At 65.8% G+C, this 24,402-nt stretch carries 20 protein-coding genes and 3 tRNA genes; 8 read left to right on the forward strand and 15 right to left on the reverse strand.

Annotated elements, in window-relative coordinates:
• Window position 1 precedes the first annotated feature (1 nt).
• From MTR62_RS03875 to MTR62_RS03910, 8 genes are all read right to left on the reverse strand, one after another.
• Window positions 2-77: transfer RNA gene (locus tag MTR62_RS03875), tRNA-Lys, on the reverse strand.
• Window positions 78-115: 38 nt separating this feature from the next.
• A tRNA-Lys gene (locus tag MTR62_RS03880) sits at window positions 116-191 on the reverse strand.
• 38 nt (window positions 192-229) lie between these two features.
• Window positions 230-305: transfer RNA gene (locus tag MTR62_RS03885), tRNA-Lys, on the reverse strand.
• Window positions 306-418: 113 nt separating this feature from the next.
• Entirely contained in the window at window positions 419-1,543 is a 1,125-nt protein-coding gene (gene rodA, locus MTR62_RS03890; protein ID WP_244017142.1) for a rod shape-determining protein RodA, read from the reverse strand.
• The gene (mrdA, locus tag MTR62_RS03895; RefSeq protein ID WP_244017145.1) at window positions 1,540-3,666 is read right to left on the reverse strand and encodes a penicillin-binding protein 2; all 2,127 of its coding nucleotides are present in this window, start codon (window positions 3,664-3,666) and stop codon (window positions 1,540-1,542) included. Before mrdA ends, rodA begins: the two co-directional genes overlap by 4 nt.
• Window positions 3,663-4,217, reverse strand: coding sequence for a rod shape-determining protein MreD (locus MTR62_RS03900; RefSeq protein WP_244017147.1), 555 nt, complete (start codon window positions 4,215-4,217; stop codon window positions 3,663-3,665). The genes mrdA and MTR62_RS03900 overlap by 4 nt, the downstream gene beginning before the upstream one ends.
• Window positions 4,214-5,098 carry a rod shape-determining protein MreC gene (gene mreC, locus MTR62_RS03905; protein ID WP_244017149.1) on the reverse strand — a complete coding sequence of 295 codons (885 nt, stop codon included), beginning with the start codon at window positions 5,096-5,098 and terminating at the stop codon, window positions 4,214-4,216. Before mreC ends, MTR62_RS03900 begins: the two co-directional genes overlap by 4 nt.
• Before the next feature lie 106 nt (window positions 5,099-5,204).
• Window positions 5,205-6,251: a rod shape-determining protein gene (locus MTR62_RS03910; RefSeq protein WP_244017151.1), complete on the reverse strand. Its 1,047-nt coding sequence runs from the start codon at window positions 6,249-6,251 to the stop codon at window positions 5,205-5,207.
• Between the two features lie 266 nt (window positions 6,252-6,517).
• Between MTR62_RS03910 and mutL the strand changes: the two genes are divergently transcribed.
• Entirely contained in the window at window positions 6,518-8,359 is a 1,842-nt protein-coding gene (gene mutL / locus MTR62_RS03915; protein WP_244017153.1) for a DNA mismatch repair endonuclease MutL, read from the forward strand.
• 268 nt (window positions 8,360-8,627) lie between these two features.
• Window positions 8,628-9,023, forward strand: coding sequence for a hypothetical protein (locus MTR62_RS03920; RefSeq protein WP_244017155.1), 396 nt, complete (start codon window positions 8,628-8,630; stop codon window positions 9,021-9,023).
• A 37-nt stretch (window positions 9,024-9,060) separates the two neighbouring features.
• Here the strand turns inward: MTR62_RS03920 and ychF are convergent, their stop codons facing one another.
• Window positions 9,061-10,161, reverse strand: a complete 1,101-nt coding sequence (gene ychF, locus MTR62_RS03925) for a redox-regulated ATPase YchF (protein WP_244017157.1) — start codon at window positions 10,159-10,161, stop codon at window positions 9,061-9,063.
• Between the two features lie 152 nt (window positions 10,162-10,313).
• On the opposite strand from ychF, the gene MTR62_RS03930 reads away from it, so the two are divergent.
• On the forward strand, window positions 10,314-11,852 hold the full coding sequence (locus MTR62_RS03930) for a tetratricopeptide repeat protein (protein ID WP_244017159.1): 1,539 nt from the start codon (window positions 10,314-10,316) through the stop codon (window positions 11,850-11,852).
• A 141-nt stretch (window positions 11,853-11,993) separates the two neighbouring features.
• On the opposite strand, the gene MTR62_RS03935 is transcribed toward MTR62_RS03930, so the two are convergent.
• The 5 genes from MTR62_RS03935 to MTR62_RS03955 form a co-directional block, all read right to left on the reverse strand.
• A complete protein-coding gene (locus MTR62_RS03935) occupies window positions 11,994-12,431 on the reverse strand; it encodes a PEP-CTERM sorting domain-containing protein (RefSeq protein WP_244017161.1) in 438 nt (145 codons plus the stop codon).
• A 187-nt stretch (window positions 12,432-12,618) separates the two neighbouring features.
• Complete coding sequence (gene pth / locus MTR62_RS03940; protein ID WP_244017163.1) at window positions 12,619-13,194, reverse strand: aminoacyl-tRNA hydrolase; 576 nt, start codon at window positions 13,192-13,194, stop codon at window positions 12,619-12,621.
• A 132-nt stretch (window positions 13,195-13,326) separates the two neighbouring features.
• A complete protein-coding gene (locus tag MTR62_RS03945) occupies window positions 13,327-13,944 on the reverse strand; it encodes a 50S ribosomal protein L25/general stress protein Ctc (RefSeq protein WP_244017166.1) in 618 nt (205 codons plus the stop codon).
• 190 nt (window positions 13,945-14,134) lie between these two features.
• Window positions 14,135-15,025, reverse strand: coding sequence for a TraB/GumN family protein (locus tag MTR62_RS03950; RefSeq protein ID WP_244017168.1), 891 nt, complete (start codon window positions 15,023-15,025; stop codon window positions 14,135-14,137).
• A 24-nt stretch (window positions 15,026-15,049) separates the two neighbouring features.
• Entirely contained in the window at window positions 15,050-15,976 is a 927-nt protein-coding gene (locus MTR62_RS03955) for a TraB/GumN family protein (protein WP_244017170.1), read from the reverse strand.
• Between the two features lie 213 nt (window positions 15,977-16,189).
• Here MTR62_RS03955 and MTR62_RS03960 point away from each other — a divergent pair, with 213 nt between their 5' ends.
• The 3 genes from MTR62_RS03960 to ppdK are packed head-to-tail and all read left to right on the forward strand — an operon-like array spanning window position 16,190 to window position 21,900.
• Window positions 16,190-17,095, forward strand: a complete 906-nt coding sequence (locus MTR62_RS03960) for a glycine--tRNA ligase subunit alpha (protein WP_244017172.1) — start codon at window positions 16,190-16,192, stop codon at window positions 17,093-17,095.
• A gap of 1 nt (window position 17,096) precedes the next feature.
• Window positions 17,097-19,181, forward strand: coding sequence for a glycine--tRNA ligase subunit beta (gene glyS, locus MTR62_RS03965; protein ID WP_244017174.1), 2,085 nt, complete (start codon window positions 17,097-17,099; stop codon window positions 19,179-19,181).
• Window positions 19,182-19,236: 55 nt separating this feature from the next.
• Complete coding sequence (ppdK, locus tag MTR62_RS03970; RefSeq protein WP_244017176.1) at window positions 19,237-21,900, forward strand: pyruvate, phosphate dikinase; 2,664 nt, start codon at window positions 19,237-19,239, stop codon at window positions 21,898-21,900.
• Between the two features lie 28 nt (window positions 21,901-21,928).
• On the opposite strand, the gene MTR62_RS03975 is transcribed toward ppdK, so the two are convergent.
• Complete coding sequence (locus tag MTR62_RS03975; RefSeq protein WP_244017178.1) at window positions 21,929-22,696, reverse strand: class I SAM-dependent methyltransferase; 768 nt, start codon at window positions 22,694-22,696, stop codon at window positions 21,929-21,931.
• 75 nt (window positions 22,697-22,771) lie between these two features.
• Between MTR62_RS03975 and MTR62_RS03980 the strand changes: the two genes are divergently transcribed.
• Together MTR62_RS03980 and hisI are read left to right on the forward strand one after the other, a co-directional pair.
• Window positions 22,772-23,506: a ComF family protein gene (locus MTR62_RS03980; RefSeq protein WP_244017268.1), complete on the forward strand. Its 735-nt coding sequence runs from the start codon at window positions 22,772-22,774 to the stop codon at window positions 23,504-23,506.
• Window positions 23,507-23,952: 446 nt separating this feature from the next.
• Window positions 23,953-24,330, forward strand: a complete 378-nt coding sequence (gene hisI / locus MTR62_RS03985) for a phosphoribosyl-AMP cyclohydrolase (RefSeq protein ID WP_407672600.1) — start codon at window positions 23,953-23,955, stop codon at window positions 24,328-24,330.
• The last annotated feature ends 72 nt before the right edge of the window (window positions 24,331-24,402 follow it).

The raw sequence follows: 24,402 nt of genomic DNA on the forward strand, positions 1-24,402 counted from the left end.
GTGGTGGACGCACTTGGGCTCGAACCAAGGACCCGCTGATTAAGAGTCAGCTGCTCTACCAACTGAGCTATGCGTCCCCACGAATGGGATCATCCGCGAGGGATGAAGTGGTGAATGGTGGACGCACTTGGGCTCGAACCAAGGACCCGCTGATTAAGAGTCAGCTGCTCTCCCAACTGAGCTATGCGTCCCCACGATTGGGATCATCCGCGAGGGATGAAGTGGTGACTGGTGGACGCACTTGGGCTCGAACCAAGGACCCGCTGATTAAGAGTCAGCTGCTCTACCAACTGAGCTATGCGTCCACTTTTCCACCGTGCTGCCATCTCTTCGAAGCCGTTTGACTTCGCCGATTCGGCGGCGGAGAGGCTCCTATAACGCCTCAATTCTGGATGGGAAGAGGAAACTTTCAATTATTTTACGAAAGTGAGGAAGGGCCACGGTTCCAGCGGTTTACACCCAGCAGAATGCCCACGCAGATCATGTTGGTCATCATCGAGGTGCCGCCGTGACTCATGAAGGGAAGGGGAATGCCGACCACCGGCGCGAGCCCCATGACCATCATCAGGTTGATCGCCACATAGAAGAAGATCGTCGTGCTCATGCCGATCGCCAGCAGGCTCGAGAAGCGGTCCTGCGCCTTGAGCGAGACCCCGATGCCCCAGCCTAGGATGATCGCGAAGACACCGATCACGAAGAGACCGCCAAGCATGCCCCATTCTTCGGCCATGGTGGCAAAGACAAAGTCGGTATGCGCTTCGGGAAGGTACTGGAGGTGGCTTTGCGTGCCGTTGCCGAAGCCCTTACCGAAGAAGCCGCCCGAGCCGATCGCGATCTTTGACTGGATGATGTGGTAGCCATCGCCGCGCGGGTCCGCTTCGGGATCGAACAGCGTGAGGATGCGCTTCCTCTGGTAGTCGTGGAGGACAAAGAAGAAGGCGGCGGGCACGATCGGGATCAGCGGGACGACCGCGCCGATGAACCAGCTGAGCGGCAGTCCGGCCAGATACATGATGACCACGCCGCCAAAGCAGATCGCCAGCGCGGTGCCAAGGTCGGGCTGGATCAGCACCAGCAGGGCGGGTGCGCCGATCAGCATGGCCGCCGGGATCAGCCCGCGCCAGCTGCGCGTGAGCGGGGCGGGCAGGGTCTCGTAGAACCGCGCAAGGACGAGCACGATGGCAGGCTTCATCAACTCGGAGGGTTGCAGCGTCATGAAACCAAGGTCCAGCCAGCGCTGGCTGCCCGCGCCCACGCCAATGCCAACGGCGCCGACCAGTTCGACCAGGATCAGCAGGATCAGCACGGCGGCGTAAGTCGGATAGGCCATGACCCGGAAGAAGTTGCGGCTGAACGAGGAGATGACGAAGGCCATCGTCAGGAACACCGCGAACTGGATCAGGTGGGCCAGCGCATAGGGCTTCCAGCTGCCGCCCGAGACCGAATAGAGCACCAGCGTGCCCAGCGTCATCAGCGCGAAGAGCGGGATGAAGACGATCCAGGGCTGGCGGGCGAGGGCCGCTGGCACGCTTGGGCGGCTCATGGGTTTTCGGGTCCTGTGCTGGTCGTGGAGCGCTGCGCGGGAGTGGTCGCGGGCGCAGCGGGTGTTTGCGCCGATCCGCCCGAGCCATCGTCGGCGGACGACGTATCGGGTCGCGGGGTCTGCGCGTCGCTGATGATGGGTTGGGGCGAGTTTTGCGTGTCATCGGCCGCGCTGACCGCCTGCGCTTCCTGCTCGGGGGTGACCTTGGGCGCGGTGACGCCGAATTCGCGCACGTAGGTCGCGTAGCGCGCCTCGGCGCGTTCCTGCGGCGTGCCGCCCCATCCCTTTTCCAGCGCCTCGAGCTGCTCCAGACCCTTATCCTTGTCCCACAGGTAGGTCATGATGTCGCGGGCAAGCGGGATTGCCGCGCCCGACCCGCCGCCATGCTCGATCGAGATCGCGCAGGCGTAGCGCGGCTTGTCCCACGGCGCGTAGCAGATGAAGTGGCCGTGATCCCGGTACTTGAACGGCCCTGACTTGCCGTTCGAGATGTTGAGGCTGACGACTTGCGCCGTACCGGACTTGCCCGCGATCTCGAGCCCCTCGATCGGGGGCCTGGCCGCGTGCCCTGTGCCCGGCCCGTTGACCATGTCGCGCATGGCCTGGTGGACATAGTCGAGATGGTCCTGTGGGATGCCGAGCGGTTCGGCGTCCTGCGGCTTTCCGGTGTAGAGCAGGCGCGGCATCAGCTGGCGCCCGCTGGCGATGCGCGAGGCCATGACTGCGAGCTGGAGCGGATTGACGAGGAAATAGCCCTGGCCGATCGTGGCGTTGACCGAATCGAAGGTCTGCCATTCCTTGCCGTACTTGCGCAGCTTCCATTCCGGGCTGGGCACCGTTCCGTAGGACTGGCCCGTGACCGGCAGGTCGAATTCCTGCCCCAGGCCAAGCTTCTTGGCCATTTTCGAAATGACGTCCATGCCCATGCGCTGAACCATGGCGTAGAAATAGACGTCGCAGCTCTGGTAGATGCCCTTGGCCATGTTGACCGTGCCGTGGCCGCTGCGCTTCCAGCAGTGGAAGACGCGGTTGCCCACGCGCAGGCCGCCGCCGCAGAACACGGTTTCCTCAGGATCGAGCCCGGCTTCGCGGAAGGCCAGGCTGACCATCGGCTTGACCGTCGATCCGGGCGGATAGAGCCCGCGCAGGACCTTGTTGCGCAAGGGCACATGGTCGTCGTCCGACAGCATCTTCCATTCGAGCCGGCCGATGCCGTCCGAAAAGCTGTTGGGATCGAAGCTGGGCATCGAGGCCATCGTCAGCAGATCGCCGTTCTGCGCATCGATCACCACGACCGAGCCTGATTGCGTTCCCAGACGCCGCGCGCAGTAGTTCTGCAGGCCTGCATCGATGGTCAGCTTGACCGTCTCGCCCGGAATGTCGTCGCGCGTCTCGAGGTCGCGCACGACGCGGCCCGAGGCGGTCACTTCGGTGCGCCGGGCGCCGGGCGTGCCGCGCAGTTGCTTCTCGAACACCTTCTCGAGCGCGTCCTTGCCGACCTTGTAGCCGGGCGTGAGCAGCAGCGGATCGTGATCGCGCGCGTAATCCTCGGCCGAAGCCGCGCCGACGTAGCCGACCAGGTGGCCAACGTTGACGCTGTCGGGATAATAGCGCGAATAGCCACGCTGGGTGACCACGCCGGGCAGATCGGGCAGGCGTACGCTGACCGCCGAAAAGCGTTCGAGGTCAAGCCCGCTCGCCACTTCGACGGGGGCGAACCCGCGCGAGGAATCGAGGCTGTCCTGCAAGTCCTGACGCTTGACCGGATCGAGGTCGAGCAGTTCGCTCAGCCGCGTGATGGTCGCGTCCTTGTCCTGCAACCGTTCAGGGATGATGTCGACGCGGAAATCCGCGCGATTGGACGCGAGCGGGGTGCCGTTGCGATCGAGGATCCAGCCGCGGCGCGGCGGAATGAGCGAGAGGTTGACGCGGTTGCTCTCGGCCTCGAGCTTGTACTTCTCGTTCTCGAAGATCGCGAGATAGCCCATGCGCGCGGCGAGCAGACAGGCCACGCCGCCCTGGACCGAGCCCAGCACCACGGCGCGTCGCTCGAAGCTGTTGCGCAGGATGCCTGAGGAAATGTGCCGCTGCGGCTTTTGCGCGCGCCGGAAACGGAATTTCATCGCAGGACCCGGAATGCGATGAGGCGCCAGCGGTCGAAATGGCCCACGAGGCGGCCGATGAGCGGATAGGCGAACACGGAAAGCACGAGCTGGGGCACGACAACGCTGACAGGGGCATGGGCTGCGACCAGGTTGGCCAGCAGGTAACACGCGAGAACATAAAGGATGATGAGGCTGGTTGCGACGAGCCATTCGATCGCGAAGTTGCGCCAGGGAAAGCGCTCCTCGAAATAGTCGATGGCGATCGCCGAGAACGACCAGAGCAGGACCGCCGAACCGAACGGCTGTCCCGAGAACAGGTCGTCGAACAGACCGAGCGGCAAGCCCGCCCAGAGCGGCAGGAGCCCCGGCCGCATCTGCTTCCAGGCCATGTAGGTAAGGAAACCGAAGGGCGGCAGCATCGGTGCGGAGGCGATCACCAGCCAGCCGGGCACCAGCGAGGCGAACAGGATCGTCAGCCAGGGCACGACACGCGCGATGACAGGCGAGGGCGCACGGTTGATCCGCGTGCCCGCCGCCTTGTCGCGTCGGCCGGAATAGCCTTCGATCACGGCTTGGCTCCGGTCGCCGCGGGCAAGGGCGGCGGTGGCGGCGGGGCCCAGACGTTTTCGATCATCACGAAGTCGGTGTCGCTGGGATGGCCGATGACGCGCGCGATCGCGCCATCGCGCAGGATTTCGGTGAGCACCGCCATCGGCGTGCCCGGACGGTAGAGCCCGCCCGAACCCGAACTGACGATTACGTCGCCCTTCCTGAGCGGGTTGATCCCCAGATTGACCAGCCGCACGCGCAAGGTTCCGTCGCCCTGGCCTTGCGCGAAACCGGCGACGCCGTCGCTCGCCCGGCGCACCGGGACGAGGCTTTCGGTGTCGGTGATCAGCAGCACGCGCGAACTCGTGGCGCCCACCTCGAGTACCCGCCCGATCAGCCCGGTGGCCGAACGGACCGGCATGCCCTTGTGGATGCCCTTGTTGCTGCCCGCACCGATCGTCGCGAAGCGCCGCGTGCTCGACGGGGTCGAGGCGGTCAGCGTGGTCACCGCTACAACGTCGTCGCGCTGCTGAGTGATGCCCAGGATCTTCTTGAGGCGCTGGTTCTCGGCGTTGATCGCGCGCGCTTCGACCAGCTTGGTCTTGGCGATCGCAAGTTCCTTTTGCATGCGCGCGTTTTCGCCCCCGATCTTGAAGAAACCGGTGACGCTGGCGAGCACCTGCTGGCCCACGTTGCGGCTCTTCGCGGTGGCTTCGGCCGCAGGATCGGTGGCGTCGGCGGCAAGCGAGCGCAGGCTGGAGAAGCTGCTCGGGTTGATCGCGGAAATCGCGATCAGCACGAGGCCGATCAGCATGCTGACGACACCGGCCGTGTGGCTCAGGAACGAGGAAAGTTGCGCCCTGCGGGAATATCCGGAGCGCTTGTTTGTCGGCGGCGCCATGCGCCTGCACTCCAACTGGCGTCGGCCAGCCCGCGAAGGGCTCGGCCGAACGTTACATCCTTCTTCCGGGGGCGAGCGATCACGGCCCGCCCCGCGGGGCGATGGTTCAGGCGGACATCAGTACGCCCTGGTATACCGAATCTTCCATGGCGCGGCCGGTTCCCAGCGCGACGCACGAAAGCGGATCTTCGGCCACGCTCACCGGCAGGCCGGTTTCCTCGCGCAGGTAATCGTCAAGGCCGCGGATGAGCGCGCCGCCACCGGTAAGCACGATGCCCTGGTCGACGATGTCGGCGGCGAGTTCGGGGGCGGTGTTTTCAAGCGCGATTCGCACGCCTTCAATGATCGCGCCGATCGGTTCGGCCAGTGCCTCGGCGACGTTGGCCTGGCTGATCGAGATTTCCTTGGGCACGCCGTTGACGAGGTCGCGGCCCTTAATGTAGATCGTTTCACCCGCACCATCGGCCGGCATCACGGCGATGCCGTAGTCCTTCTTGATGCGTTCGGCGGTGGCATCGCCGATCAGCAGGTTATGGTGGCGGCGCACGTAGGAAACGATCGCCTCGTCCATCTTGTCGCCGCCCACGCGCACCGACGTGGTGTAGGCCAGGCCGCGCAGCGAAAGCACCGCGACTTCGGTGGTGCCCCCGCCGATGTCGACGACCATCGAGCCGACCGGTTCGGTCACGGGCATGTCGGCGCCGATCGCAGCGGCCATGGGCTCGAGGATCAGGAACACTTCGCGGGCGCCCGCGTTGCTCGCCGCGTCGCGGATCGCGCGGCGTTCAACCGAGGTCGAGCCCGAGGGAACGCAGATCACGATCTTGGGATAGCGGAACAGGTTCGACTTGCCGTGAACCTTGCGGATGAAGTGCTTGATCATCTCTTCGGCGATTTCGATGTCGGCGATGACACCGTCGCGAAGCGGGCGGATTGCCTCGATGTTGTCGGGCGTCTTGCCCATCATCAGCTTGGCGTCGTCCCCGACGGCCTTGACCTTCTTGACGCCGTTCATCGTCTCGATGGCGACGACCGAAGGCTCGTTCAGAACGATGCCCCGATCCTGCACATAGACGAGGGTATTGGCGGTCCCAAGGTCGATCGCCATGTCCTGAGAGCCGAGTTTGAAGAATCGCGAGAAGGGGCCAGCCATCAATTGTCCGTATGCTTTTCAATCGCTTTACCGCAGAATCATGCGGGGGGGCGATAGTCTGGTTTGCGTGGGAGACATGCCCTTAAACCATGGCATTGCGAAACGCCAAAAATTTGTGTCGAATTTCGGTGGGTTTTAACGGGTATCCGTCTCGAAATCGGGCCGTTTCGTCGTTAGCCTCGCTGGCGAAGGTGTCCAGACCCCCATGATGGCCTGGAACGGGCCGCAGGTGGCCCGCGCAACACCATGTTTGTTCAGGATTTTCAATGCCTACGATTCGCCGTCTGCCCGAACATCTGGTCAACCGCATCGCCGCTGGCGAAGTGGTCGAGCGGCCAGCCTCGGCGCTCAAGGAGCTGGTCGAGAACGCGATCGACGCAGGGTCGACCCAGATCACCGTGCGGCTTGCCGCAGGCGGGCTCGACCTCATCGAAGTGACCGACGACGGCTGCGGTATGAGGCCCGACGAAATGGCGCTCGCGCTCGAACGTCACGCGACTTCCAAGCTGCCCGACGAACATATCGAACTGGTGGCAACGCTCGGGTTTCGGGGGGAGGCACTGCCCTCGATCGGCTCGGTCGCGCAGCTCACCATCGAGAGCCGTCCGCACGGCGCCCAGGAAGGCTGGAAGCGCGTCACCGACCATGGCGTGGTCACCGCGAACGGACCGGCCGCGCTGCCGCCCGGCACGCGCATCCGGGTCGAGGATCTGTTCGCCAAGGTCCCGGCGCGGCGCAAGTTCCTGCGCTCGGCGCGCAGCGAGTGGGCGGCCTGCCAGGACGTCGTGCGCCGCCTTGCGATGGCGCGGCCCGACATCGGCTTCGTGCTCGAACACGATGGACGGCGGGTCATCGCGGTGCAGCCGCGCGAGGAACTGGCGGCGCGCGTCGCGCGTCTCGTCGCGCGCGAACTGGCCGAGGACGGGGTGCTGATCGACGCAGAACGGGGCAGCGCGCATCTGACCGGCGTCGCGGGGCTGCCGACCTACAACCGTGGCGTCGCTGACCACCAGTACCTGTTCGTCAACGGACGCCCCGTGAAGGACCGCCTGCTGACAGGGGCGGTGCGCGGGGCCTACGCCGACATGTTGGCGCGCGATCGCCACGCGGTGCTTGCGCTGTTCCTCGAGATCCCGCCCGAGGATGTCGACGTCAACGTTCACCCGGCCAAGACCGAAGTGCGCTTTCGCGATCCCACCTTCATTCGCGGCTTTCTTGTCGGGGCGCTGCGCCATGCGCTCGAAGGGGCCGGGCAGAAGAGCGCGCAGGCGCCCTCCGCGCAGGCCATGGGCAACTGGCAGGTCGAACCGATGGCGCCCGCACGGGCCGATCCCGCACCTTCGCTCGGCTCGCTTTTCGCGCGCGAATACGCACCCCAGCGCAGTTCGTTCGCCCCGGTCCGCCCCGCCGTCTCGGAAAGCGCCGCGGCCTGGCGTTCGTATGAAGCCGAGGTCATGGCGCAGCCGCAGGGGCGCGCCGAACCGCTGTCCGAGGAGGCCGATGCGGCCGAACAGGAAGCGCTACGCTATCCGCTGGGCGTTGCGCGCGGGCAGGTTTCGGACACCTACATCATCGCCGAAGCCGAAGATGGGCTGGTCATCGTCGACCAGCACGCGGCGCACGAGCGGCTCGTGCTGGAACGCCTGAAGGCGGCCGGGGCGGGCGACGCGATGACCCGCAGCCAGGCGCTGCTGCTGCCCGAAGTCGTCGAGCTCGAAGAAGCGGCGTGCGATGCGCTCGAGGACAAGATCGAGGATATGGCGCGCTTCGGGCTGGTGCTCGAACGCTTCGGCCCGGGCGCCATGCTGGTGCGCGCGGTGCCTTCGGTGCTGGGCAAGTCGAACGCCGGGGCGCTGGTGCGCGACGTGGCGGACGATCTGGCCAAGAACGGCGACGCGCTGCTGCTCGGCGAAAAGCTCGACCTCGTGCTCGCGACGATGGCCTGCCACGGCTCGGTGCGGGCCGGGCGATCGCTGTCTGTGGCCGAAATGAACGCGCTGCTGCGCGAGATGGAGCGCACCCCGCGTTCGGGCCAGTGCAACCACGGACGTCCGACCTGGGTGAAGCTTGCGCATGGCGACATCGAGAAGCTGTTCGGGCGCAAGTGAGCGGCCCGTTATAAGCCGCCACCGGACTACCCTTCTGCCCCTTCTGCGAGCCGGAGGGCTGGAGGGTCGTTATGAGGGGGCCTTTCGGAACCTCGCTTCCACGTGTTTGTTTTACCCGCGTTGAGCCTGCACGCGCAGGCATCGCGAAACAGTTCGGGTAAAAATGATGCGACGATTATGGCTGGGCTTGACGCTGGTTGCGCTTCTCACGGCGTGTGGGACGAAAACCCCCACCGAGAAGAAATCGGATGCCGCCAGGGACGTGGCCATGGTCGAACGGATGAGCAAGGCGCCGTTCAAGCCGATCCTGCCCAAGCCGATCACCAAGGTCGATCTGGTCCGCTATGGCCTGGCGCACCGCGGGTGCCTGTTCACGCCCAAGGGGAGCAAGGACCCGATCTTCGTGGCGGGACCGGACGAGGGCTTCATGCATGTCGGGCGCGACCTGGATCGCTATGCGGCCAAGACCGACAGCGCTGAGCTGCCGGGCAAGGCGCATTCGACCTACATCGGTCTGGAGAACTGGCTCGACATCGTGCGCCTGCCGGACGAGGGAGCCGACGGCACCGCGGTGCACTGGCCCGCGCGGTTGATCCTGCACGATTCGCAGGAGCGCGTCGCCTTCATGAACGATGGGATCATGGATTGCAGCGCGGACGAGTGACGCCCGCGCTGCCGGTAGTCATGGTCGGAGCGGGCGCTCAGACGTTGAACTTGAAGTGCATGACGTCGCCGTCGTGGACCACGTATTCCTTGCCTTCCTGGCGCAGCTTGCCCGCATCCTTGGCCGCGGTTTCGCCGCCAAGGCCGACGAAATCGTCGTAGGCGATGGTTTCGGCGCGGATGAAGCCGCGCTGCATGTCCGAGTGGATCGTGCCCGCCGCCTCAGGCGCCTTGGCGCCCTTGTGAATGGTCCAGGCGCGCGCTTCCTTGGGACCGACGGTGAAGAAGGTGATCAGTTCGAGCAGATCGTAGCCTGCGCGGATGATCCGCGCGAGGCCCGCTTCGTGAAGGCCCATTTCCTCGAGAAAGACGAGGCGGTCTTCCATCTCCATGCCGACCAGTTCGGCTTCGATCGCGGCCGAGACGATGACGGCGGTGGCGCCTTCGGCGGCCGCTTTCTCGAACACGCGGGCCGAGAAGGCGTTGCCTTCGGCCGCGGCTTCTTCCTCGACGTTGCAGACGTAAAGCACGGGCTTGGCGGTGAGCAGCTGGGCCTGCGCGAAGACGCGGGCTTCGTCTTCGTCCCTGGGCTGGGTCAGGCGGGCGGGCTTGCCGTCGCGCAGCAGGTCGAGCGCCTGACCAAGCACCGAGGCGATGACCTTGGATTCCTTGTCGCCCTGTGCGGCCTTCTTCTGGGCTGCCGGAACGCGCTTTTCGAGGCTTTCGAGGTCGGACAGCAGCAGCTCGGTCTCGACCGTCTCGGCATCGGCGATCGGATCGACCCTGTTGTCGACGTGCTGGATGTCGTCGTTCTCGAAGCAGCGCAGGACGTGGACGACCGCGTCGACCTCACGGATGTTGCCCAGGAACTGGTTGCCCAGGCCTTCCCCCTTCGAGGCGCCGCGCACGAGCCCGGCAATGTCGACGAAGGAAAGCTGGGTCGGGATGATCTTGGCCGAGCCGGCGATTTCGGCCAGCTTGTCGAGGCGCGGATCGGGCACGCCGACCTGGCCGACGTTCGGCTCGATCGTGCAGAAGGGATAGTTGGCGGCTTGCGCGGCCTGCGTCTCGGTGAGCGCATTGAACAAGGTTGACTTGCCGACATTGGGCAGGCCCACGATTCCGCAACGGAAACCCATCATCTACTCCGGTAAAGAAATTTGGCTGCCCATAGCGCCGCATCGCGCGCTTGACCAGACGCGCAAGGGGCAAGCGGGCACCGGGTGTGTCGACAAGAGCCGATTTATCCGCATAACCAAAACTTCAGCCCTTACCGCTAGGAGCCGGGTGCATGAGATTTTCCCCCGTTCGCCCCGCTGGCATCCTGTTTCCCCTGCTTGTCCTTACGCTTGTCGCTGGCTGCGGGGACAGTCCCGAGACGTTGTTCACGAAGGCGCAGAAGAGTTTCGCGCAGGAGGAATACGACACCGCGCGCATCGAAGTAGCCTCCGCGCTCAAGGACGATCCGAACAACCCCGCGATGCTTGCCCTGCTGGCGCGCTCGTACTTGCGCCTGGGCGATCCCGATGGCGCCGAGGGCGCGCTCAACCGGATGGAGCAGGCCGGGGGATCGGACAAGGGGCTGGCTGCGGTCCGGGCCGAGATCGCGCTGATCCGCGGGCGCCCGGCCCAAGCATTGCAGACGCTGGGCTCGGACACCAGCGCCGATGCCTGGCGGGTGCGCGCCGAGGCCAACCTTGCGCTCGACAACCGCAACGCGGCGATCGACGCCTTTGAAAAAGGGCTTGGGGCTGGCGGGGGCATTCGTCTGGCCGAAGCCTATGCCCGTTTTCGCCTCAATGCGGGCGATCTGGATCAGGTGGACACGATCTACCGCCGGATGGTTGCCATGGATGCCAAGGCCTACGAGACGATGACGCTGGCGGGTGATCTGGCCGCCGCGCGCGGGCAGACCGATGCCGCGATCGCGGCGTTCGAGAAGGTGGTGAAGGCCTATCCGGACCGGATCGCGCCGCGTCTGGCACTGGCCAACCAGTACGACGCCAAGGGTCAGGTCGACAAGGCGATGCAGGTCGTCGAGGCGGCGGGCAAGCTGGGGCAGGACCCTGCGGCGGTCGAGGCGCTCAAGGTCCAGTTGATGTCCGAGAAGGGGGAGTGGACTGCGATCCGCGATCTCTTGCGCAACCGCGAATCGCAGCTCGATCCCGGCTCGGCGATGAGCATGTCCTATGGCGAGGCGCTGTTGCACCTGGGGCAGGGGGATCAGGCCCGGCTGATTTTCAAGCGCGCCTCGCTGGCGCTGCCCGGCAACCCTTACGCGCGCCTGATGCTGGGCATTTCCCTGATCGAAACGAACGACAACGCCGGAGCCTGGGCCACGCTCAAGCCGCTGGCGATGAGCCCGCTCGCTCGCCGCGAGGAAATCGATGCGGCCCGTCAGGCCGCCGAAGCGGTCGGAGCGCCCGAGGCGGCCGCGCTAAAGGCGCGCCTCCAGCCCGATCAGCTCAAGGCGGCGCAGGCGCGTATCGATGCGGGCGCTGCGGCCATGAGCACCGGGCAATGGGACAGGGCCATCGCGATCTACGCACCGATGCTGGCGGGCAGCCCCAACGATGTCGAACTGCTCAAGCGCCTGGCGCTGGCGCATTCGCATCTGGGGCAGGGCGATCAGGCGATCGGTTTTGCCGACCGCGCGGTCGCGATCGACGCGCACAATCCCGATTGTCTCTATGTCGCCGGGTACGTCCGGCTCGAGAGTGGGGCCGATGTGGCCAAGGCGCGCACGCTGCTCAAGGCGGCGGCCGATGCCGATCCCAACAACGCGACGATCGCGCGTGAGCTTGTAAAGGCAAACGCCGCCCAGGGCTGACCCTGGACGGCGTTGGAGCGTGTCGCCGCCGCTTCCGGTCAAGGGAGCGGGCCGGCTGATGGTCCCGGACCAAGGCGCCTGGATGGGCTTGGCGCCTTGGTGGAGCTAACGGGTCCTGAAAGCGTCGGCGACCGGCTTTGCTCAGGCCGCGCGCGGCTTGCGGCGGCGGGCGTAGGCGAGGCCGAGCAGGCCCAGGCCCATCATGCCAAGCATGCCGGGTTCGGGAACATCGGTGCCGCCCGAGGACGAACCGCCCGAGGTGCCACCCGAAGTCGAGGTGGTCGTGCCACCCGAGGTCGAAGTGGTGGTGGTGCCGCCTGAAGTCGAGGTGGTCGTCGTGCCGCCCGAGGTTGACGACGTGGTGGTCCCGCCCGAAGTCGAGCTCGTCGAGGTGGTGGTGCCGCTGCACATCGATGCCCCCGAGGCGTGGCCGCAATCGCAGTAGTGGGTGTGCGTGCTTGTGCCGCCCGAGGACGAGCTGCTGCTGCCCCAGTTGAAGAAGGTCGCATGGGCCGGCGTGGCCATGGACAGGGCCATGGTCGCGGCGAAAGCGATCGAGCTGGCAGACTTACGGATCATGATGACTACCCCTAGTTCCCTTGTGGTTGCCAGCTAACAAAGCAAACGACGTGCCAAATACGAAATTACGCGGCTTTGGTGGTTAATGAAATGCGATAGCGCTCCGATATGTAAGCTAACCTGACACCTGATTTCAGTTAACCTGAACTAACGAGGGGGCGCAAGGGGAGGGTGGCCGATGGGTCGGTCAGCCCTGCTGGCGCAGTGCGATTTCACTCATGAAGCGCGCGTCGTTGCCTTCGGCCAGCCATCCAGCCTCGGCCGCCAGCGCGCCAAGCATGTCGGCCAGCGGGTCCATTTCGGCCTTGGCGAAATTGCCCAGCACGTAGCCGGTCACCCGGTCCTTGTGCCCCGGATGGCCGATGCCCAGCCGAATTCGGCGGTAGTCTGGCCCCAGGTGCTGGCCGATCGAGCGCAGGCCGTTGTGGCCGGCGTGGCCGCCGCCGCGTTTCACCTTGACCTTGAACGGGGCCAGGTCGAGCTCGTCGTGGAACACGGTCAGCGCGTCGGGTTCGAGCTTGTAGAAGCGCATCGCCTCGCTCACCGAGCGGCCGCTTTCGTTCATGAAGGTCGCGGGCTTGAGCAGGAGCACCTTGTCGCGGCCGATCCGGCCTTCCTGCAGCCAGCCCTGAAACTTCTTTTGCACCGCGCCAAAGCCGTGCACGTCGGCCAGTGTGTCGAGCGCCATGAAGCCCACGTTGTGCCGCTGAAGCGCGTATTGCGGTCCGGGGTTGCCCAGGCCCACCCACAGTTGCGTTGCCATCGCCTGTCCTTCTTGCCCTGATCGTTCGTGTCGCGGCGTCTCGAAAGGCGGCGGCCGCGAGGCAAACGAAAAAGGCCCTTCCCGCGCGCCGAAAATCGGGGCGGGAAGGGCCTCAATTCCAGCCGGCGAAGCTTATTCGGCTTTGGCTTCGGCCTTGCTGTTGTCGCCTTCTTCGCTCTTCAGCGCCGAGGGAGCCGCGATCGTCGCGATGGTGAAGTCGCGGTCGGTGATCGCCTGGGCCGAACCGGCGGGCAGCGTGACGTGGCTGGCGTGGATCGATTCGCCCACGTCGAAGCCGGTGACGTCGATCACGACTTCGTCGGGGATCAGGTCAGCGGCGCAGACCAGCTCGAGCTCGTGGCGCACGATGTTGAGCACACCGCCGCGCTTGAGGCCCGGCGAAGCTTCTTCGTTGGCGAAGACGACGGGCACGTTGACGTGCACGGTCGCGTTCTTCGACAGACGCAGGAAGTCGGCGTGCAGCGGACGATCGTTGACGGGGTGGAAGGCAACGTCCTTGGGGAGCGTGCGAACCGTCTTGCCGTCGATCTCGATCTCGACGATCGAGTTGAAGAAGTGACCGGTGCCGAGCTGGCGCGAAAGTTCCTTGGCCTCGACGTGGATCGAGACGGGCTCTTCGTTGTTGCCATAGATGACGGCGGGGACACGACCTTCGCGACGCAGGGCACGGGAGGCTCCCTTGCCTGCCCGATCACGCGCCTCGGCCGGCAGGTTAAGCGTATCGCTCATGGTACTTGCCTTTCGAAAACTGGATTGAAATCCGGAAAAAACCGGGTCGACCACCGACCCGTCCGGTCCGTCACGCCTCCAGGGATGACCATGACGGAAGAGCGGCCCCATATGCGCAAACGCCCCCGAATGCAAGCGTGAATGCCGCCCGACATGCCACCTGGAATGCCATTGGACGTGGCGCTTCGCGCTACTGGACCCGCCGCACCGCGAACCCTTGCGCGCGCAGCAGCGCGACGAGACCGTCGGACCCGACCATGTGCGCCGCGCCGACCGCCACGAAGGGGCGCTGGCCAGCGTGGACGGCTGAGGCGATCCGGGGTGCCCAGGCGCGGTTGCGCCCGGTGTAGAGCGCCGCGCGCAGTTCGGGGTCGGCGAGCAAGCCGGTGTGCGTCTGGGCCGCGATCGCGGCGACATCGCCCTTGCGCCAGGCCTGCGTCAGGTCGGTGTCGGAGAGCGCCTGCGCTTCGTGGACGATGGCGCTGAGCAAATCGCGCTGCTCGCGCTCGGGCAGCGCGGCGAACAGGCTGAGTTGCTTTTCGGCGCCTTCGAGCTCGACCACCGGGCGCGGCGGCGCGGCGGCGAGCACCGCGCGGTCCACGCCGTTCGCGGCGTTGTCGTCGGCGCTGGCCGCGTTGGCGAGCGTAAGCGCGGCGGCCCAGGTCTGCGTTTCGCCAAACTGGTTGTCGGAAAAACCCTCGCGGGCGAGCAGTGCGGCGAGCGCGGGGCGATCGCGGGCGGGCACGCGCTGGCTGAGTGGCGGCTGCCCGGAGGTGCGGGCGAGCCGGGCGAAAGTGGCGCTGAGAGCCGCATCGTCGCGCAGATTGGCGACTTCGACGAGCACTGTGCCGGCCTTGGCAAAGGCGGCGTCGAGTTTGGGCGAATGCCAGGCGAGCGGGGCAGGGGCCGAATGGATGGTGCCCAGCAGCCAACCCTCGTGCCCTTGTGCGTCGGAGATCCGCCACAGGGCGGGGGTCGCGGGCAGCGGCTCGAGTCCGGTGACGAGCCGGTAGCCCAGCAGTCCTGCCGCCAGCGCCAGCGCGGTGCCCAGCACGGCAAGAAGGAGGTTGCGAATGGTCATGGCCGGAAAAAGGCGGCGCGCGCCCTACTGCACCCGAACGGCGCGCACGCCGTCCTTGGCCAGAAGCGCCTGCACGCTGTCCTGTCCGGCGAGGTGCCCGGCGCCCACGGCCATGAACACGGTGCCTGGCTGCTTCAGGCGGGCCTCGATCCAGCGGGCCCAGTGCTGGTTGCGCGCGGTCAACAGCGTCTCGCGGATCAGCGGGTCGTTCTCCTGCTGATTGAGGATTTCGGCGAGATCCTTGGCCTTGCCCTGCTTCCAGGCATCGACCATCGCGGCGATGTCGCCATCGAGCGTGGGCAGGGCCTCTACCACATCGGCAAGGTAGGCGTCCTGGGTCGCGACCGGCAGGTCCTCGAACAGGCCGATCTGGTAGTCGGCGGTTTCAAGCGCTGCGTTGGTCAGTCCGAGTGCGCGGGCCTTGTCGGTGATCTGCTTGTCGATCCCGTTCGACAGGTCGTAACCTTGCATCTGGAGCGGGATGAGCGAGAGCATCAGCGCGGCAAACCAGGCGTCGTTGCCGTCGAACGCAGCGGGCGCAAGGCCAAGCTTGGTCATTGCGGCCTCGTAAGCAGCGCGGTTCTCGGGGGATAGTGTGTCGCGCAAGGCCCGCCCATCGGTGCGCGAGGCCTTTTCCAGCATGGCGCTCTGCGCAGCCTTATTGTCGTCCATGGGCACCTCGGTGACGAGGGTGCGCGAACTCTTCAGAGCCTTTGCGACGGGTCCGTTGAACCAGTCGACCGGCTTGGGCAGAACGTGGATGGTCCCGAACAGCCAGATGGTGGTGTCCTTGTCCGAGACCTTCCAGAGCGCGGGATGGACCCGCTCGGGGTTGCTGGCGGCGGTATCTGGCCGGGCGGGTCCGGCGGGCGCCTGCGCAAGCGTCGGGCTCGCCAGCAGGGCGAGCGCGAGAGTGGTGGCGCGGGTCACTCGAAACAGGAAGGGGTGCATGGATGGAAGGCCTTGGTACGTGTCGCTGCGTAGCCGGCAAGGGTGAGCGCGGAGGACTCGCTCTTTGCGGGCCGGGGCTGAATGGGGGCTGAGGCGGGGGTGTGACAAGTCAAGAATGCGCTTTGTGAGCCCTTTGCGCGGTTGATTTGCCCCCGCGCATCCGCCAAAGGCGAGCCGTCACATTCGACACCGGACGAACAACACGGAAACCCCATGCCGAACGCCGCCAAAGAGCCGCTCAGCTTTCAGGACATGATCCTCACGCTCCATAATTACTGGAGCAAGCAGGGTTGCCTGATCCTCCAGCCCTACGACATGCGCGTGGGCGCGGGGACCTTCCACCCCGCGACGACCTTGCGCTCGCTCGGTCCGGAGCCCTGGAAAGCGGCCTATGTGCAGCCTTCGCGCCGTCCGACCGACGGGCGTTATGGCGAAAATCCGAACCGTCTCCAGCACTATTACCAGTATCAGGTGGTGCTTAAGCCCAACCCGGAAAACCTTCAGGAACTCTATCTCGCCAGCCTCGCCGAGATCGGGATCGACCCGCTCGCGCACGATATCCGCTTCGTCGAGGATGACTGGGAAAGCCCGACGCTGGGCGCCTGGGGGCTGGGCTGGGAAGTGTGGTGCGATGGCATGGAAGTCACCCAGTTCACCTACTTCCAGCAGGTCGGCGGGTTTGACTGCAAGCCGGTTACCGGCGAGCTGACGTATGGCCTGGAACGCCTCGCGATGTATATCCAGGGTGTCGACTGGGTTTACGATCTCAAGTTCAACAACGAGGGCGTGACCTACGGCGACGTCTTCCTTGCCAACGAACAGCAGCAGTCGAAGTACAACTTCGAGATTGCCGACACCGATGCGCTTTTCGCCGGGTTCAAGGCCGCCGAGGAAGAGAACCGGCGCTGCATCGAGGCGAAGATTCCGCTCGCCGCCTACGATCAGGCGATCGAGGCCAGCCATCTGTTCAACCTGCTCCAGGCGCGCGGCGTGATCTCGGTGCAGGAACGCGCCAGCTACATGGCGCGCGTGCGCGATCTCGCGAAGGGGGCGTGCCAGTCGTACATCGATGTCAATGCGGAGCGCTGGGAACGCGATTTTCCGGGGTGGAGTGCGTAAGATGACCGATTTTCTGCTCGAACTGCGCTCCGAGGAAATCCCCGCCCGCATGCAGGCCGGCGCGCGCGCCGATCTGGAAAAGCTGTTTCGCAAGGAACTGGCCGCCGCTGGCGTTACGCCCGGCGCGATCACCGTCTATTCGACCCCGCGCCGCCTTGCGCTGATCGCCCGCGATCTGCCGCTCGAGACGCAGGCCGTCCACGAGGAAACCAAGGGCCCGGCCATCAGCGCGCCCGAACAGGCGCTCGAAGGTTTCCTGCGCAAGACCGGGCTGAGCAAGGATCAGCTCGCAGTGCGCGACCTCAAGGGCAAGCCGACCTACTTCGCGGTCGTCGAAAAGCCGGGCCGTGCGGTCAAGGACGTGCTTGCCGAGGCGATCCCCGCCATCGTGCGCGCCTTCCCCTGGCCCAAGTCGCAGCGCTGGGGCGCCGCGTCGCTGAGCCCGGAAAGCCTGCGCTGGGTGCGTCCGCTCTCGGCCATCGTGGCGCTGCTGGGCGGCGAAGTGGTCGAATGCGAAGTGGGCGGCATCGTTTCGGGCGCGGTTACCAAAGGTCACCGCTTCCACGCGCCGGATGAAATCACGCTGACGGGCGCCGACAGCTACGTCGAGGCGCTGCGCGCCGCGTTCGTGCTGGTCAACCACGAAGAGCGCCAGGACCTCATCCGCGCCAAGGCCGCCGAGGCCGCCGAGGCCGCGGGCCTGACGCTGGTCGAGGACGAGGGGCTGGTGATCGAGAACGCGGGGCTGACCGAATGGCCCGTGCCGCTGCTCGGCCGCTTTGACGAGGATTTCCTCGAAGTTCCGCCCGAGACCATCCAGCTCACCGCGCGCGTCAACCAGAAGTACTTCGTGTGCGAGAAGCAGGGCAAGCTGGCTGACGCCTTCGTGTGCACCGCGAACATCGCCGCGACCGACGGGGGCGAGGGCATTGTCGCGGGCAACCGCAAGGTGCTCGCCGCGCGCCTGTCCGACGCGCGTTTCTTCTGGCAGCAGGACCGCAAGACGAAGCTTTCGGTCCAGGCCGAAAAGCTGGGCCGGATCACCTTTCACGAAAAGCTGGGCACCCTCGCCGACAAGGTCGAGCGTGTGGCGCAGCTGGCCGAATGGCTGGCCGCCGAGGGCATCGTGCCTGGCTGCGACCCCGCGCTTGCGCGTCAGGCCGCCGAGCTGTGCAAGGCCGATCTCGTGACCGAAATGGTCGGCGAGTTTCCCGAGCTTCAGGGCCTGATGGGCGGCTACTACGCCCGCGCCGAGGGGCTGGGCGATGCCGTCGCCGATGCCATCCGCGATCACTACAAGCCGGTGGGCCAGGGCGACGACGTGCCGACCGCGCCGGTTTCGGTGGCCGTGGCGCTGGCGGACAAGCTCGATACCTTGCGCAGCTTCTTTGCCATCGAGGAAAAGCCGACCGGCTCGAAGGACCCCTTTGCGCTGCGCCGTGCCGCGCTGGGTGTCATTCGCCTGATTACCGACAACGGACTGCGCTTCGGGGTTGCTGAAGGTGACCTGCTCGACTTCTTCGCCGATCGCCTCAAGGTCCAGCAGAAGGAAGCGGGCGTTCGCCACGACCTGATCGATGCGGTCTTCGCGCTCGGCGGTGAGGACGATCTGGTGCGTCTGCTGGCGCGGGTCCACGCGTTGCAGGCCTTTGTCCAAACGGACGATGGCGCAAACCTGCTGGCGGGCTACAAGCGCGCCAACAACATCCTCAAGAAGGAAGGTTTCGTGGCCCGCGATATCGCCCGCACCGGGGACGAGGACCCGATGGAAAATGTCGACGATCCCGACATGCGCGCGATCTACGCGCAGCGCGGCGCGCTGCCCTACGCGCCCGAGCCGGCCGAACAGGCCCTGATCGACGCGCTCGACGCTGCTGCGCCGCAGGCAAGCCAGGCCATCGCGGCCGAGGACTTTGGTGGAGCGATGGCCGCACTGGCTTCGCTGCGCGCCCCGATCGACGCCTTCTTTGAAGATGTTACGGTGAACGACGCCGATCCCGCAAAGCGCACGCATCGTCTCGGTCTGCTCGATCGATTCCGTGCTGCGGTGCACAAAGTGGCTGACTTCTCGCGGATCGAGGGCTAGGTACTTCAACTCTGGTCTGGAGGAGGACCAGAGGTAAAAAGAAAGTCAGAGGATAATGACGACGCAAGTCTATACGTTCGGTGGTGGCGTTAAGCACGATGATCCACGCGCCAAAGACAAGATCATTACCGGTGGTAAGGGCGCCAATCTGGCCGAGATGGCGGGAATTGGTCTTCCCGTCCCTCCGGGCTTTACGATCACGACCGAAGAATGCGTCAAGTACCTCGCCGAAGGCGGTGATTTCTCGGAGGCGCTGCGCGCCGACGTGGCGCAGGCGCTGACCCATATCGAGAAGACGGTGGGCAAGAGCTTCGGCGCCAACGCCGACCCGCTGCTCGTCTCGGTGCGTTCGGGCGCGCGCGTCTCGATGCCGGGCATGATGGACACCGTGCTCAACCTGGGGCTCAACGACGAAACGGTCGAGGGACTCGCCACGATTTCGGGCGACGATCGTTTTGCGTGGGACTCCTACCGCCGCTTCATCCAGATGTATTCGGACGTGGTGCTTGGTCTCGACCATGGCCGCTTCGAGGAAGCACTGGAAATCGTCAAGGAAGACAACGGCTTCCTCAATGACGTCGAACTGAGCGCGGACAACTGGCGCGCGATCGTGACCCAGTACAAGGCGATCGTCGCCGAGGAACTGGGCCGCCCGTTCCCGCAGGACGTCCACGAACAGCTCTGGGGCGCGATCCGCGCCGTGTTCGACAGCTGGGATTCGGACCGCGCCAAGGTCTATCGCCGTCTCAACGACATTCCGGGTGACTGGGGCACCGCGGTCAACGTGCAGGCCATGGTCTTTGGCAACATGGGCGAAACCTCGGCCACCGGCGTTGCCTTCACCCGCGACCCGGCGACCGGCGAGAAGGCCTACTTTGGCGAATACCTCGTCAACGCGCAGGGCGAGGACGTCGTCGCCGGCATCCGCACCCCGCAGTACCTGACCAAGGCCGCGCGCGAGAATTCGGGAGCCACCGCACCCTCGATGGAAGAAGCCATGCCCGCCGCCTACGGCGAACTGGCTGCGGTGTTCGAGCTGCTTGAAAAGCACTACGCCGACATGCAGGACATCGAATTCACCGTCCAGCAGGGCAAGCTGTGGATGCTCCAGACCCGTTCGGGCAAGCGCACCGCCAAGGCCGCGCTCAAGATGGCGGTCGACATGGTGGGCGAAGGCCTGATCGACGAGGCGACCGCGATCAAGCGCGTCGATCCTATGGCGCTCGACCAGCTGCTCCACCCCACGCTCGATCCCACCGCGCCGCGCGACATTCTGGGCAAGGGCCTGCCGGCCTCGCCGGGCGCCGCCTCGGGCCAGATCGTGCTTGACGCGGACACCGCTGAAAAGCGCAGCGAACTGGGCGAAGCGGTCATCCTTGCACGCGTCGAAACCTCGCCCGAGGACATCCACGGCATGCACGCGGCCAAGGGCATCCTGACCGCGCGCGGTGGCATGACCAGCCACGCGGCGGTCGTCGCGCGCGGCATGGGCCGTCCGTGTGTGTCGGGCGCGTCGAGCGTGTCGATCGACATGAAGACCCGCACCCTGCGCATCGGCAGCCGCGAGCTCAAGGAAGGCGACGTCATCACGCTCGACGGCGCGACCGGCGAGATCATGGCGGGCGAAGTCCCGACGATCGAGCCCGAGCTGGCCGGTGACTTCGGCACGCTGATGGAATGGGCCGACAAGCACCGCCGCATGAAGGTGCGCGCCAACGCCGAAACCCCGGCCGACTGCAAGATGGCGCGCCAGTTCGGTGCCGAGGGCGTGGGCCTGTGCCGTACCGAGCACATGTTCTTCGATGCCACCCGCATTTCGGCCGTGCGCCAGATGATCCTCGCCGAGGATGAGGCCGGTCGCCGCGCGGCGCTGGAAAAGCTGCTGCCCGAACAGCGTGCCGACTTCCAGGCCATCTTCGAGGAAATGGCCGGTCTTCCGGTTACCATCCGCCTGCTCGACCCGCCGCTGCACGAATTCCTGCCGCAGGGCGATGCCGAGTTCGCGGAACTCTCCGAAGCCATCGGCATCGGCGTTGATACGCTCAAGCGCCGCGCGGGCGAGCTGCACGAACTCAACCCGATGCTCGGCCACCGTGGCTGCCGTCTTGGCATTACCTTCCCCGAGATCTACGAGATGCAGGCGCGCGCCATCTTCGAGGCGGCCTGCGACGTGGCTTCGGCCTCGGGCGATGCTCCGGTCCCCGAAGTGATGATCCCGCTCGTCGCCACGCGCAAGGAGCTGGAAATCCTCAAGAAGGTCGTCGACGTCACGGCCGCCAAGGTGTTCGGGGAAAAGGGTCGTACGCTCGACTACATGGTCGGCACGATGATCGAACTGCCGCGTGCCGCGCTCATGGCGGGCGACATCGCGCATGAGGCGCGCTTCTTCTCGTTCGGTACCAATGACCTCACGCAGACCACGCTGGGCGTCAGCCGTGACGATGCCGGCCGCTTCCTCAGCCCCTACGTCGAGAAGGGCATCTATCCGCGCGATCCGTTCGTGAGCATCGATGTCGAGGGCGTGGGCCAGCTCGTCGAGCTGGGCGCCGAGCGGGGCCGTGCGACGCGCCCCGACCTGAAGCTGGGCATCTGCGGCGAGCACGGCGGTGATCCGGCTTCGATCGCGTTTTGCGAGAAGGTCGGGCTCGACTACGTCAGCGCCTCGCCCTACCGCGTGCCGATCGCGCGTCTGGCCGCAGCGCAGGCCGCGCTGGGCTGATCCCGCAAAGCCTTGTCGGGTTGGAAGGTTACTTTTTCCAACCCGACAGGGTCAGGATTTCGAAGGTTTCGACCGTTCGGCCGTCTTCGCCCATATGGGCAAAGGCGGCCGACGCGCGTTGGAAGGCTGCTTTGTCAAAGCGCGGTCCGGGATCGGCCAGCACGTTCGAGAGCCCTTGCGCGCGCAAGTCCCCGATCAGCCGGGTCAGGCTGCGAAAGCCCACTTTGACCGAGCGCTGGTCGATCACCGGATCGGCGAAGAAGGTGCGCTGAAGCAGCTGTCCACCGGCCCGCACGTCGACCATCGGGTGCAGGCGGGGGGCAGGGCGCTCGCCATCGGCCGCCAGCATCACGTCGCGCAGCACGGGAAGGCTGCCTGAGGCGACGAAGCTGGCGATCATCATGCCCCCTTCAGCCAGTGCCCTGCGGATGTGGATCAGCGCGCCGGGAAGGTCGTTGACCGTGTCGAGCGTGCCGAGGCTGACGATGAGGTCGAACCCCTCGAACGGGTAGGGCTGCTCCTCGTCGAAACCCTCGGCCGGGTCGATTTCGGTGACGTCGCGGCCCGCCGCGCGCATGGTTCGCCCTAGTTCGCCGGTATAGTCGCCCACGATCAGGACCCTGGCCGCTTCGAAGCGCAGGAACGCCAGGCGTTCGAGGACGTCTTCGTGCATGTCCTCGATCAGATAGCGCGCGGCGTCGGGGCGGCGTTGCAGCGCGTAAAGGCGACGGCGCGCGGCGCGGCGACGTTCAGAGGAAAAGATACGGGGCGGGGCGGGTGGGGCGGATGTGGCCATGGCGATCCCTTGCGCCCTCGATTAATTCCTTGCAACCGCTTGTCGGCAAAAGCCGTGGAGCTAACCTTGGCCGCGATGTCCATCGCCGCCACTCTCGCACCGATCGTCGATCTGATGTTTCCACCGCGCTGTCCGCTGTGTGGGGCTGGTATCCAGTCACAGGCGGGGCTTTGCAGCGATTGCTGGAGCGAGCTGGCCTTTCCGGGCGAGCCGGCCTGCGGCGCCTGCGGGCGACCGTTTGCGCAGACGGTGACCCCTGGTGCCATTTGCGCGCCGTGCCTCGCCGAGCCCCCACAACACGACGGGATTGCGGCCGCCACGCTCTACAACCCGATTTCGCGCAAGCTGGTGCTGACCTTCAAGCACGGCAACCGCATCATGCTGGCCCCGATGCTTGCGCGGCTGATGCTGGCCAAACTTGGTTTCGTCGACGAAGGGTGGATCCTGGTGCCCGTGCCCTTGCACCGCTGGCGCCTGTGGAAGCGGGGCTACAACCAGTCGGCCGAACTCGCCCGCGCGCTTGCGCGGCACAAGGGCGCGCAGCTGATGGTGGACGCCCTCGTGCGCCACAAGGCCACCCGATCGCTCGGTGGGCTGGGCAAGGCAGCGCGCAAGCGCGCGCTAAGCGGGGCGATCCGTGTCGATCCGCGCCGCGCGCCGCGCCTGGCGGGCGCGCGGGTGGTGCTGGTGGACGATGTCTACACCAGCGGGGCGACCGCCGCCGCCTGTGTTGCGGCGCTGAAACGGGCGGGCGCGCAAGTGGTTGTTATCGCGTGCTTCGCCCGTGTGCTTGAAGACGCGCCCAACTGAAATAGCCCTGTCATGATTGTCGGGCATCAGGCGGCGGAGGCGAACCAACGCGGGAGCCCGTGCAGGCCGGAGCACGAAGACGCGTGAGCGCAAGAGCCTGTGGCGGAATCGAAAACGCCCGAAACGCTAGCGCATTTCGGGCGTCCTCGTGACGAAACTAGTGGACCCTGCGAAGCAGAACAGCTTTCCCCAAAGCTGACTGGTCCGTCCCTCGAGGCGACACGTCCTGCTGCCACAGAAAGTGTCGGATAAGTCTCCCTGAACCGTGGCGCTTGTCATTCAGCGACCTATGGGTCAGAAGCAGCCCCCCAGCTGCCTTGCCTTTGTCTGTCACCGTGGCGAAATTGGAAAGAGATTTCGCGCGAGAGGGATGATTTTGGGTAGCCGCTGTTGTTATCGTGCAACAAACAGCGTCCTGACACGCGACTCGGAGGAATTTTCGGATAATGGGAGACGCTTGCAACGCCGACAGGGAACTCGGTGGCGCATTTATGCCGCGCTTTGACAAGCAGGGACTGCTCATCGCGATCGCACTCGATTCGCAGAGCAAGGACGTGCTGATGGTCGCTTACATGGACGAGGAAGCGCTGGCCCGGACGCGCGAGACCGGCCTTGCCCATTTCCATTCGCGTTCGCGCGGAAAACTGTGGCTCAAGGGCGAAACCTCGGGTCATTTCCTGCGCGTGGAAGAGATCCGGGTTGACTGCGATCAGGACGCGCTCACGCTTTTCGTCAAGCCGGAAGGCCCTGCCTGCCACACCGGCGCGCGCAGCTGCTTCTACCGCAAGCTCGAAGGCGATGCGTTGGTTCGCATTGAGGGCTGAGCCCGTCTTTTGAACGCATGAAGCCCCCGCTACGCGTCGCTCGCGTGGCGGGGGCTTCGTCGTTTGGAGTAG

The organism is Novosphingobium organovorum, assembly GCF_022832435.1.
In the GTDB taxonomy this organism is placed as follows: Bacteria; Pseudomonadota; Alphaproteobacteria; order Sphingomonadales; family Sphingomonadaceae; genus Novosphingobium; species Novosphingobium organovorum.